This is a genomic window from Oceanibaculum nanhaiense (assembly GCF_002148795.1).
GTDB classification, from domain to species: Bacteria; Pseudomonadota; Alphaproteobacteria; order Oceanibaculales; family Oceanibaculaceae; genus Oceanibaculum; species Oceanibaculum nanhaiense.
The window spans coordinates 401,311-415,761 of record NZ_MPOB01000003.1; the positions used below are offsets into that span (position 1 = coordinate 401,311).

The following is a 14,451-nucleotide window of genomic DNA, read 5'->3' on the forward strand; positions in this document are numbered from 1 at the left end:
CCGGTTTCCTCCTCCTGTCCGTCCGGCACCGCAAAAGGGAACCCGGCCGTGGATTTCACGCAAATTCTCGTTAACGGCATCGTGCTGGGGGCGCTCTACGCCTGCATCGCTGTCGGCTTCTCGCTGGTCTGGGGCGTGCTGAACGTCATCAACATGATGCACGGCTCCTTCATCATCCTCGGCGGCTATCTCACCTTCTTCGCCTGGTTCCATCTGCAGATCGACCCGGTGCTGGCGCTGCCGGTGGTGGCAGCCATCCTCTACGGGCTGGGCTTCGCGCTGCAATATCTGTTCATCAACAAGGTGGTGACGGCGCCGGTATTGACGACGCTGACACTGACCTTCGGGCTGGACATGATCCTCTATAACCTGATGACCGTGTTCTTCACCGCCACGCCACGCCGCGTGACGATGGACCTCGGCAGCATCGAGGTGCTGGGCGCGGTGATGCCGAAGGACCGGCTCCTGGGCATGGCGCTGGCCTTTGTGCTGACCGGCATTCTCTATCTGGTGATGCGCGGCTCGCGCATCGGTCGGGCCATCGTCGCCGTGCGCATGGACCGCCAAGCCGCCGCGCTGATGGGCATCCAGGTGAACCGCATCTACGCCATCACCTTCGGCATCGGCGCGCTGATGGCCGGTGCCGCCGGTGCCGTCTTCGCCATGGTGTTCCCGGTGACCACCAACCTGACCGGCACCTTCCTCGGCAAGGCCTTCGTGATCTGCGTCATCGGTGGGCTGGGCAGCGTGCCCGGCGCCCTGGTCGGCGGCATCGCGCTGGGCATCATCGAAAGCTTCGCCGGCTATCTGATCGGCCCGCAGCACGCCATCACGCTGGGCTTCCTGATCATGCTGGTACTGCTCGTGGTACGCCCGACCGGCCTGGTCGGCGTGAAGGGATACGAATAATGATATCGCATCCGCTGCGTTACGCCCTGCTGGCGGCCTGGATCGTGCTGCTGGCGGCGACCCCGCTGGTAGCCGACAATTACACGGTGCGCATCGCCATCACGGTGGCGATGTATTCGGCGATGGCGCTGTCGTGGAATTTCATCGGCGGCTTCGCCGGCTATCCCTCCTTCTCCACCGCCGCCTTCTTCGGGCTGGGCTGCTATGCCGGCGCGCTGGCGCAGCGCAACGGCGTGCCGCTGGTGCTGGCCTGGGCGCTGGCGACGCTGTTCGTCACCGCCTTCGCCGTGGCCCTTGGGGCGATCATCCTGCGCCTCAAGGGCCATTACTTCGCCATCGGCTCGATCGCCGTGGTCGAGGTGGTGCGCCTGGTGATCTCCTCCTGGGGCAGCCTGACCGGCGGCGGCGACGGGCTGAACGTGCCGCTGCTGGAAGGCGGACCGGACCGGGTGGCGTCCACCGTGCTCTACGTCATGCTGGCGGTGATGTTGGCCGCCTTCGTCGCGACCGTACTGGTGGACCGCGCACGGCTCGGCTTCGGGCTGCGCTGCATCAACCAGAACGAGGACGCCGCCGACATGGTCGGCATCGACACCACGCGCTACAAGATCATGGCCTATGCGCTGTCCGCCCTGTTCTGCGGCACGGTTGGGGCAGTCTATGCCTCCTGGGTCGGCTATATCGATCCGACCGACAGCTTCTCCATCCTGCTGACTGTAAAGGTGCCGGTGATGGTGCTGCTGGGCGGTGCCGGTACGGTGCTTGGCCCAGTTGTCGGGGCCGGCCTGTTCGTGCTGCTGGAGGAGTTCTTCTGGGCGAACTTCCTGGAATGGAACCGCGCCATCCTGGGCGGCATCATCGTCTTCCTGATCTTCTTCCTGCCGGGCGGCTTCCTGAAGCTGGACTACCGGAAGCTGCTGCGCCGCAAGCCCGCCCCGGCGAAGCAGGGAGGTGCGGCATGACCGGGATATTGCGTCTTGAGGGGGTCTCCAAGGCCTTCGGCGGCATCCGTGCGGTGAATGACGTCTCCTTCACGCTGAAGGAAGGCGAGATCGTCGGGCTGATCGGCCCGAACGGCGCCGGCAAGACCACACTGGTGAATCTCATCACCGGGGTGCATCCGCTGACCGGCGGCAAGGTGATCTTCGCCGGCACCGACGTCAGCCGGCAGAAGCCGTTCCAGGCGGCGCGGCGCGGCCTTGCCCGCACCTTCCAGATCGTGCAGCCCTTCCCGGAAATGACGGTGCTGGAGAATGTCGCCGCCGGATCGCTGTTCGGCGGCGGGCATGCCGGCATGGGTGCGGCGATGCAGGCCGCCCGCGACGAGCTGGAATTTGTCGGGCTGGGCCCGGTCGCCGATCAGCCGGCGGCGCTGCTGAGCCTGCCCAACCGCAAGCGGCTGGAGCTGGCCAAGAGCCTCGCCATGAAACCCAAGGTGCTGCTGCTGGACGAGGTAAATGCCGGGCTGAACGCGGCGGAGATCGACGGTGCGCTCGACCTGATCCGCAAGATCGCCGCGCGCGGCATCACCATCATCCTGATCGAGCATCTGATGAAGGTGGTGCTGTCGATCTCGCAGCGCATCCTGGTGCTGCATCATGGCGAGCTGATCGCGCAGGGCGACCCGACCGCCGTGGTCAATGATCCGCGCGTGGTGGAGGCCTATCTGGGTGCGAAATTCGCCGCCCGCTTCGCCGGTACGAACGCTGAGGGAGCCGCACATGGCTGACGCCTTCCTGACCATCGACAAGCTACAGTCCGGCTATGGCGACGTGCAGGTGCTGTGGGACATTTCGGTCGCCGTCGAGCGCGGCGGCATCACCTGCATCGTCGGCTCCAACGGCGCCGGCAAGACCACCCTGCTGCGCACCATCTCCGGCCTGCTGAAGCCACGCGGCGGCAGCATCCGGCTGGATGGGGCGGAGATCGGCGGCCTGGACCCGGATGGGGTGCTGGCGCGCGGTATTGCCCATGTGCCGGAAGGCAGGCGTCTGTTCAAGGGCCTGACCGTGCAGGATAATCTGCTGCTGGGCGCCTATCTCCGGCGCGACCGCCCGGAGATCGAGGCGGACCTCAACTTCGTCTATGACATGTTCCCGATCCTGAAGGATCGGCGCAAGCAGGACGCCACCACCCTGTCCGGCGGCGAGCAGCAGATGTGCGCCATCGGACGCGGCCTGCTGTCCCGCCCGAAGCTGCTGATGATCGACGAGCTGTCGCTGGGCCTTGCCCCCCGGCTGGTTGAGAAGCTGGGCGAGTCGCTGATCGAGATCAACCGCACCGGCCTCACCATCCTGCTGGTCGAACAGGACGTGCTGACCGCCTTCGAGATCGCCCGCCACGCCTTCGTCATCGAGACCGGCCGGGTCTCGATGGCCGGCACCACGGCGGATCTCGGCGAGAACCCGAAGATCCGCGAAGCCTATATGGGGATCTGATACGGCTGCACGTTTCCTGGGCGGCCGCTGCCGAAATTCGCGGCGGACAGCTTGCGGGAAAGGCACTGCAAGAAGATCATAGCGTATATAACTGTTGTAATAACTACAGTTTGTCTGATTGAGAAATTTGGCATGCATATTGCTGCCTCCACCGCACCGCTATTCCGCGGCCACTCTGGAGAAAGGCACGCACAATGCACGCACGCACAGCCCACCCGATCCGCAGGAGCGCCGCCCTCTTTCGTACTCTTGCCCTGACCGGCGCCCTAGCCTCTGCGCTTGCCAGCGCCGCCGTGGCCGCGGACACCATACGCATCGGCTCGCCACTGGCGCTCACAGGGGCGCTGGCCGCCGAAGGCGGCAAGCAGAAGCTGGCCTATGATCTGTGGCTGGAGCGCGTGAACGCCGCCGGCGGCATCCAGGTCGGCGGCAAGAAAATGCTGGTCGAGCTCGTGACCTATGACTACCAGACTGACGGCAAGCGCGCCGGGCAGCTGGCCGAGAAGCTGATCACCGACGACAAGGTGGATTTTCTGACGGCCCCTTTCGGATCGGGCCACACCAAGATCACTGCCGCCGTGGCCGAGCGGTACGGCGTGCCGATCGTCGCCGTCGCCTCCTCCGAGCCGGTACACGACCAGGGCTTCAAGTACCTGTTCGGTACGCTTGCCCCGTCCAGCGGCCTGATCGACGGCATGCTGACGTTGTTCAAGCAAACCAAGCCGGATCTGAAGAGCATAGCAATCCTGGGTCGTGACGATGTGTTCCCGAAAATCATGGCCAGCCTGATGGCCAAGGGCGCGGAGAAGGCCGGGCTGAAAGTCGCCTATAACGAGCTGTATCCCGTCGGGGCCATGGACCACGCCACCGCCATCACCAGCATGAAGTCGGCAGCGCCAGACTGGATCTACGTCACCGGCTACACCGCCGATCTGATTCTGGTAACCAAGCAGATGAATGATCTGGGCGTGAAAGCGCCCATCGTGACCATGATCACCGGCCCCGCTTACAAGGAATATGCCGATACGCTGGGGCCGCTGGCGGAGAATGTGACCAGCGCCTCCTGGTGGCATTATTCCGCCATCTATGAAGGCGATGACGTGTTCGGCTCGACCAAGGCTTTCTACGACGCCGTTGTGAAGGCCTCCGGGCAGGAGCCCGACTATGTCCACGCCTCCTCCGCCGCCGCACTGATCGTGCTGCAGAAGGCGATCGAGAAGGCCGGTACACTGGACCGCGAGGCGGTTCGCAAAGCGCTCAGCGAGATTGACATCAAGACCTTCTACGGACCGATCAAGTTCCGTGCGGATGGTTTGAATGATAACCGCGACCTGCCGATCATCCAGATTCAGGGTGGCAAGCCGGTTGTCCTCGCCCCGGCCGCCATCGCCTCAGCCAAAATGAAGCTGAACTGAGTCCCTGCAGAAGGATACCGACCATGTCCGGCAGTCTCACCCCAGCCGAAGTCAACAGCTTTAACGCGCAAGGCTATTTCGTGAAGAAACGCGCCATTTCCGCGGCCCACGCTGCGGACTGCCGCGCCCGTATCGAGGCCTTCGAGGAAGCGCTCGGCGAGGACTGCAATGTCCGCATGAAGATCAAGGCGCATCTGGTATCGCCCTGGATGACCGACCTTGCGCGGCACCCTCTAATTCTGGACGCCGTAGAATCCCTGCTTGGGCCAGACATATTGCTGTTCGGCTCCTCCATGTTCGCCAAGGCGGCGCAGAGCAGCAAATTCGTGTCCTGGCACCAGGATTCCGCCTATTACGGGCTGGAACCGAACGATTCGGTAACGGTCTGGCTGGCTTTCACGCCCAGTAACAAGGCCAATGGCTGCCTGCGCGTATTGCCCGGCTCGCATCTCGGCCCGCAATACGAGCATGAGGAGACCTACGATCCGCAGAACCTGCTGGCCCGCGGCCAGACCATCCATGGGCTGGACGACGACAAGGCGGCCTATCTGGAGCTGGAGCCCGGCGAATTCTCCATCCATCACGTGCGCACCGCCCATGGCAGTCTGGGCAATTTCACCGCTGACCGCCGGATCGGGCTCGCCTTCTTCTATATCGGCACGCATGTCGCCTCGACCCTGGGGCGGCGCACGGCGCTGAAGGTACGCGGCGAGGACCGCCACAATCACTGGGACGACGATCCGGTGCCGCGCATCGACCTCGATCCGCGTTCGATCCAGTTCCTGACCGACATGTGGAGCCGCTACCAGAGCAAGGATATCCAGCAGGCGGCCAAAGCCGGCCGGGTCTAGGTTACTCCGCGAGCGTCCCCGGCACCGGTGCCCAGCCGCCCTCCACCCGCTCGAACACCGGGGCGGCGAAGGCGCCATGCACCATGCCGGCGAGGGCCGGGTCGCGCTCGTTCAGGCGGGCGCGCCAGCCCACCCCCTGCTTCATCGCCACGACGATGCCGGCCATCGTGCAGTCCAGCCGTTCCAGCAGCGACAGCACCGACAGCAGCGTGGTGCCGCTGGACACCGCATCATCCACCACCGCCACGCGCTTTCCCTTCAGGCGCGGCAGCATGTTGGGATCGATGAAGACGGATTTGCGCGCACCCGGGCTGGTGATGGACTGCACTGGCTCCGACAGTTCGTCGCGGTACCAGAATTTCCGGGAATAGCCCAGCGGCACGAAATTCGAATGGCCCAGCAGCCGCGCCACGGTGGGGGCGAAGACCAGCCCCAGCGTCGGCACGCCGATGACGAGGTCGGCCCCGATGGCGCGCGCCTTGTCCGCCATGTGGCCGGCCAGCGCCTCGGTCACCGCGAAGCTGGCCTGGTTGGCGATCAGCGAGGCGACGGCCCGGCCGCCATCCGGCAGGCGGCGCAGCGGCAGCACCAGGAAACGTCCGTCCGGCAGAAGCGCCGGGTAGCCGTAGCGATAGGGGGCTTCTGCCTGTCCCCCAGGATCGCCCAGCGGGTCATCGGCTGGCAGAATTTCCTGCCAGAAGCCGTTGGTCGGCTTGACGTAATCGTCCTGCTCGGGCGGGATGCTCATGATAGGTTTCCAGATGAGGTGAGAGACTGATGCAGACGCCGGCAGGCTGGCAATTCGCGATGCGGCTGGAGACGCTGACCGATGGCGTGGCAAAGGATGTGCTGATCGCCCGGCAACTCGTGCTGCTGCTGCGCGAGGGCGGCGAGGTCCTGGCGCTTCAGGGCAGCTGTCCGCACCAGTTCGCCCGGCTGGCGCAGGGCAGTATCGTCAAGGGCTGGATCGAATGCCCGCACCACCGCGCGCGCTTCCGCCTGAGTGACGGGATTTGCGGTTCCGGTTGGAAATTGCCGCCGCTGAAGCGCTATGCGACGAAGCTGCATGAGGGGGTGGTCCTGCTGCCCGATCCGCTGGTGCCGTTGCCCTAGCCTTCCGGCCCCTAGCCTTCAGGCCAGGGCGCCACGCCGCGCCCGACCAGCCCCTCGGTGCCGCCGGCCCCGACCATGCCCAGCATCACGCCGAGGCAGGCGCGCGGCCTTGCGAGATCAAGCCCCACCCTCAATCCCGGAAATTTCAGCGCCGGATGCGGGCCGATGAAGGCGTCATGCGCGGCTTCCGTGAAATAGGCATCGTCCACATGCCCTTTCAGCCCAGCAAGGTCGGGCGCGAAGCGCAGGCAGGCGGCCCCGAAGCCGGCCGCATCGATGACCGCGCTGTCGCCGATGGCCGGCAGGGCGGCGGCCTTGTCCTGCATCTTCGGGCCGATCGGGCGACTGGCTGGCCGCACGATCCAGCGTTCCGGCTCCGCCGCCAGCTTGTAGCCATGATCGATACCGTTGCCGCCGCTGGCCACCACCATGGTGCTGCCGGGCACGCCCGCGCCCGCGCCGATCATCAGCGCTGCCGCCGCCATGATGACGTTCAGCACGAACTGGTTGGCCTGGGTGAGATACTGTTCGCTTTCAGGTGCCAGATGAGCGCCGAAGAACCCCCGCACCGCTGCCTGCGCGGCGCTGACCCTTCCATGCAGATCGTCGCCGCCGGACAGGCCCGCCGCCAGCACCGGCAGTAGCGGGGCCGGCTTCAGGTTGGCGGCCAGATCGGCGCCGATGCCGCCGGTCAGGCCGCGCAGCAGCGCCAGCCCGCCCTCGCGCCCGGTGCCGAAGCGCAGGCAGTCCGGCAGCGGCCCGTCATTCAGCGGCGACAGGCGCAGCGCCCTTGGGTTCTTCGCATCGGAGACGGCGAGGCAGTACATCGACGGCCCGACGACGAAGGCCAGCGGCGTAACCAGGCCGATATCCTGCGCCGGGGCCAGCGCCACCTGGCCCTGCTCCAGCGCCGCTTTGGCGCCGGCCACCGACTCCGCCCAGCCTTCATGCCGGATGGCGGCAAGGACGCTGTTCAGCACCGGGGCCGGCAGCGCCTTGCCGGACGCGAAGGGCGGTCCGGCATGAAACAGGGTCTTCGGCGGCAGGTCCGAGACCAGATCGCGCAAGGGGGCGATGCGGGACAGCACCGGTTCGACGGCCAGCAGCCTTTCGTAGGATTGTTGGGTCGCGGGGGACGAGCCGGTCACATCAGGCCTCTCGGTTTGCGGGTTGCACTCAATCGACGACGGAATCTCCAGCGCCGGTGGAATCGGTGCCTGTGGAATCGGTGCTGGTATCCTTGGCCTCGACGATGCGGGTCATCAGCGTGACGAGTTGCGCCTGTTCCGCCGGCGGCAAATCCTCCAGCGTGCGCAGATGCGCGCGTTCCGCCTTTTCGTCGATGCGGTCGAGCAGGTCGCGGCCTTCATCGGTCAGGCCGGTCAGCCGCACGCGCCGGTCCTTGGTCGAGATGCGGCGCCGGATCAGCCCGCGCTTGCGCAGCCGTTCCAGAATGTCGGCCATGTTGGTCTTGTCGATGGCCACCGCCCTGGCCAGCGTGGTCTGGTCCACCGGGCCGATCTGCGACAGCGCGGAGAGCACCGAATACATGATCGGGGTGATCTTCTCCTCGCCGCATTCCTGCAGGAACAGCGCGGTGTGGATCTGGTGCAGGCGGCGGATCAGGAATCCCGGCCGGCCTTGCAGCACCCCGCCGCGCCAGCCCGGTTCCTCGGACGGCGCGGAATTTTTCACAATGGCGGACTCCTCCGTCCGCGCTGTCTTGGCGACAGTCATGATTTGTCCTGTTCTGAACGTGATCGGGTCCACACCATCGGTCACGGATCAGCCCAGCCGCAAGAGGCGTTTCAGCGCCGCGACCAAAAGCGCCAGCCCGTTCAGCGCCTGCGGCTGTGCGGGTGCGGCCTGCCCGCTGGCGCGCGCGGCGATGTTGGCCGCGACATCGGCCAGGATGCGGTCGGCGATCTCCGCCACCAGCGCCGGCCGGCCGAACTGCGCCAGCGGCCCCTTCAACCGGTAGCGCATGGCGAGAGACAGGCGGGAGGCGGTTTCGCCCTCCGCTTTCAGCGCGAAGTTCAGCGCCCCGTCCAGGCTGGAGCGGCTGAGCCGGTCGCGGCCGCTGCCGGCCACCGTGCCGGTCTGCGCCGCCGCATCCAGCTTAATCCGCGCCGAGCCTGCGAAGCTGGCCCGCATCGGCCCCAGTGCGACGACGCAGCGGCCCCGCACGATGTCGTCCTCGACCGGACCGTCCAGCGATGCGCCGGGAATGCAGGCAACCACGGCGGGAATATCGCTCAGCACCGACCAGACCTTGCCGGCGGGCGCCGCCAGCGCGATCTCGCGCGTCAGCTCCACCCCGTCCGCCAGTGCTGTCACGTCCAACAGCGGAAGATCGGCAGCGGGTTCGTCAGCCGGGACCGCTGTGGCCAATATGGAAGAGTTATCCGTTGCCGCCCGGCGCTTGCGCGTCAGGGGCTGAAGTGCAGCCTGCGGCGGATCGTTGGCCAGCACATCGCGGATCGCCTCGACGATGCCGGCGTAGCCGGTGCAGCGGCAGATATTTCCCGACAGTTCCGCACGAATACGCGTTTCGTCGGCGTCGGGCAGGCGGCGCACGATGTCATAGGCGGTGGCCAGCATGCCGGGCGTGCAATAGCCGCATTGCAGGCCATGATGCTTGGTGAAGGCGGCGCGCAGCCGCGCCATCAGCGGATCGGCCTCGAAGCCTTCGATGCTGCGCACATCGGCGCCCTCACACGATGTGGCAAAGGTGATGCAGGAGCGCACCGGCCTTCCATCGACATAGAGCGTGCACGCGCCGCACACGCCCTGCTCGCAGCCCAGATGGGTGCCGGTCAGCAGATGATCCTCGCGCAGGAAATCGGCGAGATGGGTGCGCGGCTCCGCCGGCTTCGTGACGGTTTCGCCATTCAGTGTCAGGGTGATCTCTTGCAGGCTCATCTTACTCCTCGCCTTTCGCCTGCATCAGGGCGCGGGTCAGCGCCGTGGCATGCAGCGTCAGTTCCGCTGGCGCGCGGTCGGGCAGTGCCTTGGCCAGCGCCTCGACCGGGCTTACCCGCCCTTCGATCAGCGCCGCCGGATCGTCCAGCAGCAGCGGCTGGCGGCCCAGCGCGCCGACCGCGCAGCGCAGCCCCAACCCGTTCGGGTCGATCAGCACGGCGGCGCTGGCCTTGGCGAATTCGCCGACCTGCCGGCAGAATTTCCAGTAGCCCCAGCGTGCCCCCTTCGACGGGCGCGGCAGGATCACCGCCGTCAGCAACTCATCTGGCCGTAAAGCCGTGGAGAACGGCCCGGTAAGGAAGTCCGCCACCGGCATTTCCCTTACGCCCTCTGGGCCCTGCAACCGCACGGAAACACCCAGCCCGGTCAGCACGATGGGCCAGTCGGCGGCGGGATCGGCATGGGCAAGGCTGCCGCCGATGGTGCCGCGGTTGCGCACCGCGCGGTGGGCGATGTTCGCCGCCGCCGCACGGAGCCAGCCGCCGGTCGGGTCCGGCACTTCGCCATCCTCGATCTCGGCATGGGTGATGGCCGCCCCCAGCAGCACGGCATCGGGCGTTTCCTCGACCGCGCGCAGTTCCGGCAGCAGGGCGATATCGGCCAGATGGCCGGGGCGGGCGAGCCGCAGATTCAGCATCGGCCCCAGCGACTGGTTGCCGGCCATCGGCTTAGCGCCCTCGGCCAGCAGGGAAACGGTACCGGCGATATCGGCGGCGGAGAGATAGTCGAACCGGGCGGGCTTCATTCGGCGGCCATCTTCGGCTGGGCCTCGGCCAGCGCGCGCAGCACGCGTTCCGGCGTCAGCGGAATTTCGTTCACAGCGGCCCCCAGCGGGGCCAGCGCATCATTCACCGCATTGGCGATGGCGGCCGGCGGGCCGATGGCGCCACTCTCGCCAATACCCTTCTGGCCGAACCGGCTGATCGGTGATCGCGTTTCCATGTGCAGGATGCGGATCGGCGGGATGTCGGCGGCCACCGGCAGGTGATAATCCGCCAGGGTGGAGGCCAGCGGCTGGCCGGCGGCATCGAACGGCATCTCCTCGAACAAAGCCGTGCCGATGCCCTGTACCGTGCCGCCATAGACCTGGCCGTCCACGATCATCGGGTTCAGCATGGTGCCGGCATCCTCGACGATCACATAGTCCAGCAACTGGATATGGCCGAGCGAAAGGTCGACGCTGACCACCACCGCATGGCAGGCATAGGAGAAAGTGCCGGTGTCGCGCACCGTCTTGTAGCCCTCGGTCGCCTCCAGCCCACGCGGATCGACATCGTCGGGCAGCAATTGCGGCTTCTGGTACCAGGTGGCCGCCACCTCCGCGATTGAGATCTGGCTTGATCCGGCGCGGGCAAAACCGTCTGCCAGCACCACCTCCTCCGGCTTCGCCTGCATCAGATGCGCGGCGATCTTGCGGATGCGTTCGCCCAGCGCGGCGCAGGCCGTGCCGGTAGCACCGCCGGCCATGACCGCGCAGCGCGACCCCCAGGTGCCGGTCGAATAGGGCGTGTAGGCGGTATCGCCATGCACCAGCTTCACCTTCGCCGGATCGACGCCGATCTCGCTATTGGCGATCTGCGCCAGCGTGGTTTCCAGCCCCTGGCCGTGGCTGTGCACGCCGACGCGCAGTTCCAGCCCGCCATCGGGGGTAAGGCGCGCCGTCGCCTGCTCGAAGCCCGGCACCATCGGGATGCCCCAGCCGGAATAGACCGAGGTGCCATGCGCCCCCTGCTCGCAGAACAGCGCGAAGCCCAGCCCGATGCGCGTATTGCCGGTGGCCTCCGCCTGGCGTTTGCGCACAGCGGGAATGTCGATGGCCTCCACCGCGCGGCGTAGCGCCTCGGGATAGTCGCCGCTGTCGAAATGCTTGTTGGTGATGTTGATGAAGGGCATCTGGTCGGGCCGCACCAGATTGCGCCGGCGGATTTCCTCCTGGCTGATGCCCAGTTCGCGGGCCAGCCCGTCCAGCGTCAGTTCCAGCGCAAAGCACACACCGGTGCGCGCCACGCCCCGGAACGGCAGGATCGGCGGCTTGTTGGTCGCCGCCGCCATGGTGGTGCAGCGGAAGCCGCGCATCTGGTAGGGGCCGGGCAGGATGCTGGGCACCTGCGCCGCCTCCAGGCAGGCCGAGAAGGGGTAGATCGAATAGGCGCCGGAATCGACGATGGCCTTGCAATCGACCGCCAGCAGCTCGCCATCGGCGGCGGCATAACCGGTGATCTCATAGGAATGTTCGCGGCAATTGGCGTTGCCGGTCAGATGCTCCCTGCGGTCCTCCAGCCAGCGGATCGGCCGGTCCAGCTTCATCGCCAGATAGCCGGCGCAGACCTCCTCCGCCAGCAATATGCCCTTGTAGCCGAAGCCGCCGCCGACATCCGGCGCGACGATGCGCACCTGCCCCTGATCGAGGCCCAGACATTCGGCAAGCCCGGTGCGCACCACATGCGGCATCTGCGTCGCGGAATGCAGCGTGAGCATTTCCAGATTGCGGTCCCAGACCGCCAGCACGCCGCGCCCTTCCAGCGGCGCCATGCATTGCCGGGCGGTGCGGTAGCGCCGCGTGACCACGGCGGCAGCATCCTTGATCGCCGCCTCGAAACCGATATCGACGGCGGATTCCAGAAAGGCGTTCTTCTCCCAATGCGCGTGCAACAGGGGTGCGTCGGCATCGCACGCCTTCGTCATGTCGTGGACCGCCGGCAGCTCCTCGAAATCGACCTCGACCAGCTCCGCCAGATCCTCGGCCAGGGCACGGTTCTCGGCCAGGCAGGCGGCGACCGGCTCGCCAACATGGCGCACCTTGCCCTCGGCCAGGATCGGCTGCACCGATCCGCGAAAGCCGGGCAGGCCGGAATCGGCGCGCATGCCCTTCACGCCGATCAGGTCGGCAACGGTATAGACGTGTTGCCCGCCCTCGGCCGGTTTGGTGACACCACGAATACGGGCATGTGCCAGCGGGCTGCGCACGAACGCCATCTCCAGCATGCCGGGCAGCTTCATATCGCCGACAAAGCGGCCCCGCCCACGCAGGAAACGGTCATCCTCCCGCCGCGGCAGGCGCGCGCCGATGCCTTTTCCACTCTCGTTTTGCCCGGACTCCGTCGCCATCGCGGCCCCCTTTCGGCCCCAATCCAGAATCGATCCATCCGGCCTGGCGCGGCTGTCGCCGTACCCCTGACCCTCATGCTGCTTCGCCTTGACAGCCCCTTGACAGTTCGAGGCCGCTGGCACAGCTTTTGAGAAAGAGTTTAAGTACAACGATCCGTATTACAACTTTTTTCCGAAGCGCCGGTGAACTGCCTGTCCGAACACCCCGGACCGCGCTTCGCCCGCAGCCAGCGAGGAGATTTCGATGAGCGAGCAGCCGGTGTATGACACGCTGATCCTGAACGGCACGGTGATCGACCCCGCCGCCGGCCGCAATGGCCGTTACGATATCGCCGTGCAGGATGGAAAGATCGCCGCCATCGCGCCCGACCTCTCACAGGCCCGCGCGAAAGAGACGATCAATGCCGCCGGCCTGCTGGTGCTGCCCGGCATGATCGACACCCACGCCCATGTCTATCAGCATGTCACCGGCAAGTTCGGCCTGAACCCGGACATGGTCGGCGTGCGCTCCGGCGTCACCACGCTGGTCGATCAGGGCGGCCCCAGCTGCATGACCATCGGTGGCTTCCGCAATTATGTGTCGGAGCCGGCGGCCAGCCGCGTGCTGTGCTTCATATCCGCCTATCTGGTGGGCGGGCTGGAAGGCCATCTCTACCCGGACCTCTACGGGCCGAACGGCGTGAATGTCCAGCATACGGTACGCGTCGCCCGGCAGAATCTGGATCTGGTGAAGGGCATCAAGGCGCATGCCGAGATCGGCGGCCAGTCGCGCTGGGGGATCGAGGTCATCAAGCTGGGCAAGCAGATTTCCAGCCAGCTCGATTTGCCGCTCTATATCCATCTGGGCCAGCTCTGGCCGACTGCCGAGTCGGCGCCGATCCCCGACCCGGACGAGCTGATCCGCGAGCTGGTGCCGATCATGGAGCCGGGCGACATCCTGGCCCACCCCTTCACCCGGCATCCCGGCGGCTTCGTCTCCGATACCGGCGAAGTCCACCCGATCCTGCTGGAGGCGGTCCATAATCGCGGCGTGCGCGTCGATGTCGGCCATGGCTCGCATTTCAGCTTCGCCGCCGCCCGCAAGGTGCTGGAGGCCGGCGTGGTGCCGTTCACGCTGGGCGCCGACATGCATGGCTATAATGTGCAGGTGCCGAACTCCAACGAGGACAGCGACCGCACCGGCAACCCGTTCTTCGGCGTTGCCCCGTTCAACCTGACCATCGCCATGACCGAGCTGCTGCATCTCGGCCTGTCGCTGGAACAGGTGGTGGCGATGGTGACGGCGAACCCGGCCACCATGCTGCGCATGGAAGACAGCCTGGGCACGCTGCAGCCGGGCCGCGAGGCCGATATCAGCGTGCTGAAGCTGGAGAGCGGCCGATTCCTTCTGTCCGACAATACCGGCGAGGAAGTGGTCAGCGAGAAGCTGCTGCGCCCGGTCTTCTGCCTGCGCGCCGGCACGCGCTTCGACGCCGATTCCTTCTTCGTGCCGGACGCCATCGCGGCGTAGAGGGAAAGGCGCCAAGAGCGCTCTTCGCAGATCACCGCCATTTATTTTCAGACGCCAGCCGTCCCACACTCTCTGTCACCCCCGAGCTTGACCCGGCAATGACAAGGGAACAGCCGGAAGCCAGG

The 14,451-nt window shown here is 66.4% G+C and carries 14 protein-coding genes; 8 read left to right on the forward strand and 6 right to left on the reverse strand.

Annotated features, from left to right (window positions below):
• The first annotated feature begins 48 nt into the window (after positions 1–48).
• The 6 genes from BKM74_RS07200 to BKM74_RS07225 all read left to right on the forward strand — a co-directional run bounded on the left by BKM74_RS07200 (position 49) and on the right by BKM74_RS07225 (position 5,613).
• The gene (locus BKM74_RS07200) at positions 49–909 is read left to right on the forward strand and encodes a branched-chain amino acid ABC transporter permease (protein WP_086465010.1); all 861 of its coding nucleotides are present in this window, start codon (positions 49–51) and stop codon (positions 907–909) included.
• Positions 909–1,871 carry a branched-chain amino acid ABC transporter permease gene (locus BKM74_RS07205; protein WP_086465011.1) on the forward strand — a complete coding sequence of 321 codons (963 nt, stop codon included), beginning with the start codon at positions 909–911 and terminating at the stop codon, positions 1,869–1,871. Before BKM74_RS07200 ends, BKM74_RS07205 begins: the two co-directional genes overlap by 1 nt.
• Positions 1,868–2,638 carry an ABC transporter ATP-binding protein gene (locus BKM74_RS07210; protein WP_086465012.1) on the forward strand — a complete coding sequence of 257 codons (771 nt, stop codon included), beginning with the start codon at positions 1,868–1,870 and terminating at the stop codon, positions 2,636–2,638. Before BKM74_RS07205 ends, BKM74_RS07210 begins: the two co-directional genes overlap by 4 nt.
• Positions 2,631–3,347: an ABC transporter ATP-binding protein gene (locus tag BKM74_RS07215; RefSeq protein WP_086465013.1), complete on the forward strand. Its 717-nt coding sequence runs from the start codon at positions 2,631–2,633 to the stop codon at positions 3,345–3,347. The genes BKM74_RS07210 and BKM74_RS07215 overlap by 8 nt, the downstream gene beginning before the upstream one ends.
• A gap of 293 nt (positions 3,348–3,640) precedes the next feature.
• Entirely contained in the window at positions 3,641–4,762 is a 1,122-nt protein-coding gene (locus BKM74_RS07220; RefSeq protein WP_245825851.1) for an amino acid ABC transporter substrate-binding protein, read from the forward strand.
• Between the two features lie 23 nt (positions 4,763–4,785).
• The gene (locus BKM74_RS07225; protein ID WP_086465014.1) at positions 4,786–5,613 is read left to right on the forward strand and encodes a phytanoyl-CoA dioxygenase family protein; all 828 of its coding nucleotides are present in this window, start codon (positions 4,786–4,788) and stop codon (positions 5,611–5,613) included.
• Between the two features lies 1 nt (position 5,614).
• On the opposite strand, the gene BKM74_RS07230 is transcribed toward BKM74_RS07225, so the two are convergent.
• Positions 5,615–6,361 carry a phosphoribosyltransferase gene (locus BKM74_RS07230; protein WP_086465015.1) on the reverse strand — a complete coding sequence of 249 codons (747 nt, stop codon included), beginning with the start codon at positions 6,359–6,361 and terminating at the stop codon, positions 5,615–5,617.
• Between the two features lie 29 nt (positions 6,362–6,390).
• On the opposite strand from BKM74_RS07230, the gene BKM74_RS07235 reads away from it, so the two are divergent.
• A complete protein-coding gene (locus BKM74_RS07235; RefSeq protein WP_086465016.1) occupies positions 6,391–6,726 on the forward strand; it encodes a Rieske (2Fe-2S) protein in 336 nt (111 codons plus the stop codon).
• Between the two features lie 11 nt (positions 6,727–6,737).
• On the opposite strand, the gene BKM74_RS07240 is transcribed toward BKM74_RS07235, so the two are convergent.
• Genes BKM74_RS07240 through BKM74_RS07260 form a run of 5 tightly spaced genes read right to left on the reverse strand, consistent with a single transcriptional unit; the run spans position 6,738 to position 12,816 of the window.
• A complete protein-coding gene (locus BKM74_RS07240) occupies positions 6,738–7,874 on the reverse strand; it encodes an oxamate carbamoyltransferase subunit AllG family protein (protein ID WP_176342433.1) in 1,137 nt (378 codons plus the stop codon).
• Positions 7,875–7,902: 28 nt separating this feature from the next.
• Positions 7,903–8,463 carry a MarR family transcriptional regulator gene (locus BKM74_RS07245; RefSeq protein ID WP_086465018.1) on the reverse strand — a complete coding sequence of 187 codons (561 nt, stop codon included), beginning with the start codon at positions 8,461–8,463 and terminating at the stop codon, positions 7,903–7,905.
• Between the two features lie 48 nt (positions 8,464–8,511).
• Positions 8,512–9,648, reverse strand: a complete 1,137-nt coding sequence (locus BKM74_RS07250) for a xanthine dehydrogenase family Fe-S subunit (protein WP_086465019.1) — start codon at positions 9,646–9,648, stop codon at positions 8,512–8,514.
• Position 9,649: 1 nt separating this feature from the next.
• On the reverse strand, positions 9,650–10,453 hold the full coding sequence (locus tag BKM74_RS07255) for an FAD binding domain-containing protein (RefSeq protein WP_086465020.1): 804 nt from the start codon (positions 10,451–10,453) through the stop codon (positions 9,650–9,652).
• Positions 10,450–12,816 (reverse strand): xanthine dehydrogenase family protein molybdopterin-binding subunit, encoded by a 2,367-nt coding sequence (locus tag BKM74_RS07260; RefSeq protein ID WP_086465021.1) that lies wholly within the window; start codon positions 12,814–12,816, stop codon positions 10,450–10,452. Before BKM74_RS07260 ends, BKM74_RS07255 begins: the two co-directional genes overlap by 4 nt.
• 244 nt (positions 12,817–13,060) lie before the next feature.
• On the opposite strand from BKM74_RS07260, the gene BKM74_RS07265 reads away from it, so the two are divergent.
• Positions 13,061–14,326 carry an amidohydrolase/deacetylase family metallohydrolase gene (locus tag BKM74_RS07265; protein ID WP_086465022.1) on the forward strand — a complete coding sequence of 422 codons (1,266 nt, stop codon included), beginning with the start codon at positions 13,061–13,063 and terminating at the stop codon, positions 14,324–14,326.
• Positions 14,327–14,451: the final 125 nt, after the last annotated feature.

Excerpts from the sequence above, each read along its gene's own strand:
- BKM74_RS07205 (WP_086465011.1), top strand. The coding sequence starts at position 909 with ATGATATCGCATCCGCTGCGTTACGCCCTGCTGGCGGCCTGGATCGTG.
- BKM74_RS07210 (WP_086465012.1), top strand. The coding sequence starts at position 1,868 with ATGACCGGGATATTGCGTCTTGAGGGGGTCTCCAAGGCCTTCGGCGGC.
- BKM74_RS07215 (WP_086465013.1), top strand. The coding sequence starts at position 2,631 with ATGGCTGACGCCTTCCTGACCATCGACAAGCTACAGTCCGGCTATGGC.
- BKM74_RS07225 (WP_086465014.1), top strand. The coding sequence starts at position 4,786 with ATGTCCGGCAGTCTCACCCCAGCCGAAGTCAACAGCTTTAACGCGCAA.
- BKM74_RS07230 (WP_086465015.1), bottom strand. The coding sequence starts at position 6,361 with ATGAGCATCCCGCCCGAGCAGGACGATTACGTCAAGCCGACCAACGGC.
- BKM74_RS07235 (WP_086465016.1), top strand. The coding sequence starts at position 6,391 with ATGCAGACGCCGGCAGGCTGGCAATTCGCGATGCGGCTGGAGACGCTG.
- BKM74_RS07245 (WP_086465018.1), bottom strand. The coding sequence starts at position 8,463 with ATGACTGTCGCCAAGACAGCGCGGACGGAGGAGTCCGCCATTGTGAAA.
- BKM74_RS07250 (WP_086465019.1), bottom strand. The coding sequence starts at position 9,648 with ATGAGCCTGCAAGAGATCACCCTGACACTGAATGGCGAAACCGTCACG.
- BKM74_RS07255 (WP_086465020.1), bottom strand. The coding sequence starts at position 10,453 with ATGAAGCCCGCCCGGTTCGACTATCTCTCCGCCGCCGATATCGCCGGT.
- BKM74_RS07260 (WP_086465021.1), bottom strand. The coding sequence starts at position 12,816 with ATGGCGACGGAGTCCGGGCAAAACGAGAGTGGAAAAGGCATCGGCGCG.
- BKM74_RS07265 (WP_086465022.1), top strand. The coding sequence starts at position 13,061 with ATGAGCGAGCAGCCGGTGTATGACACGCTGATCCTGAACGGCACGGTG.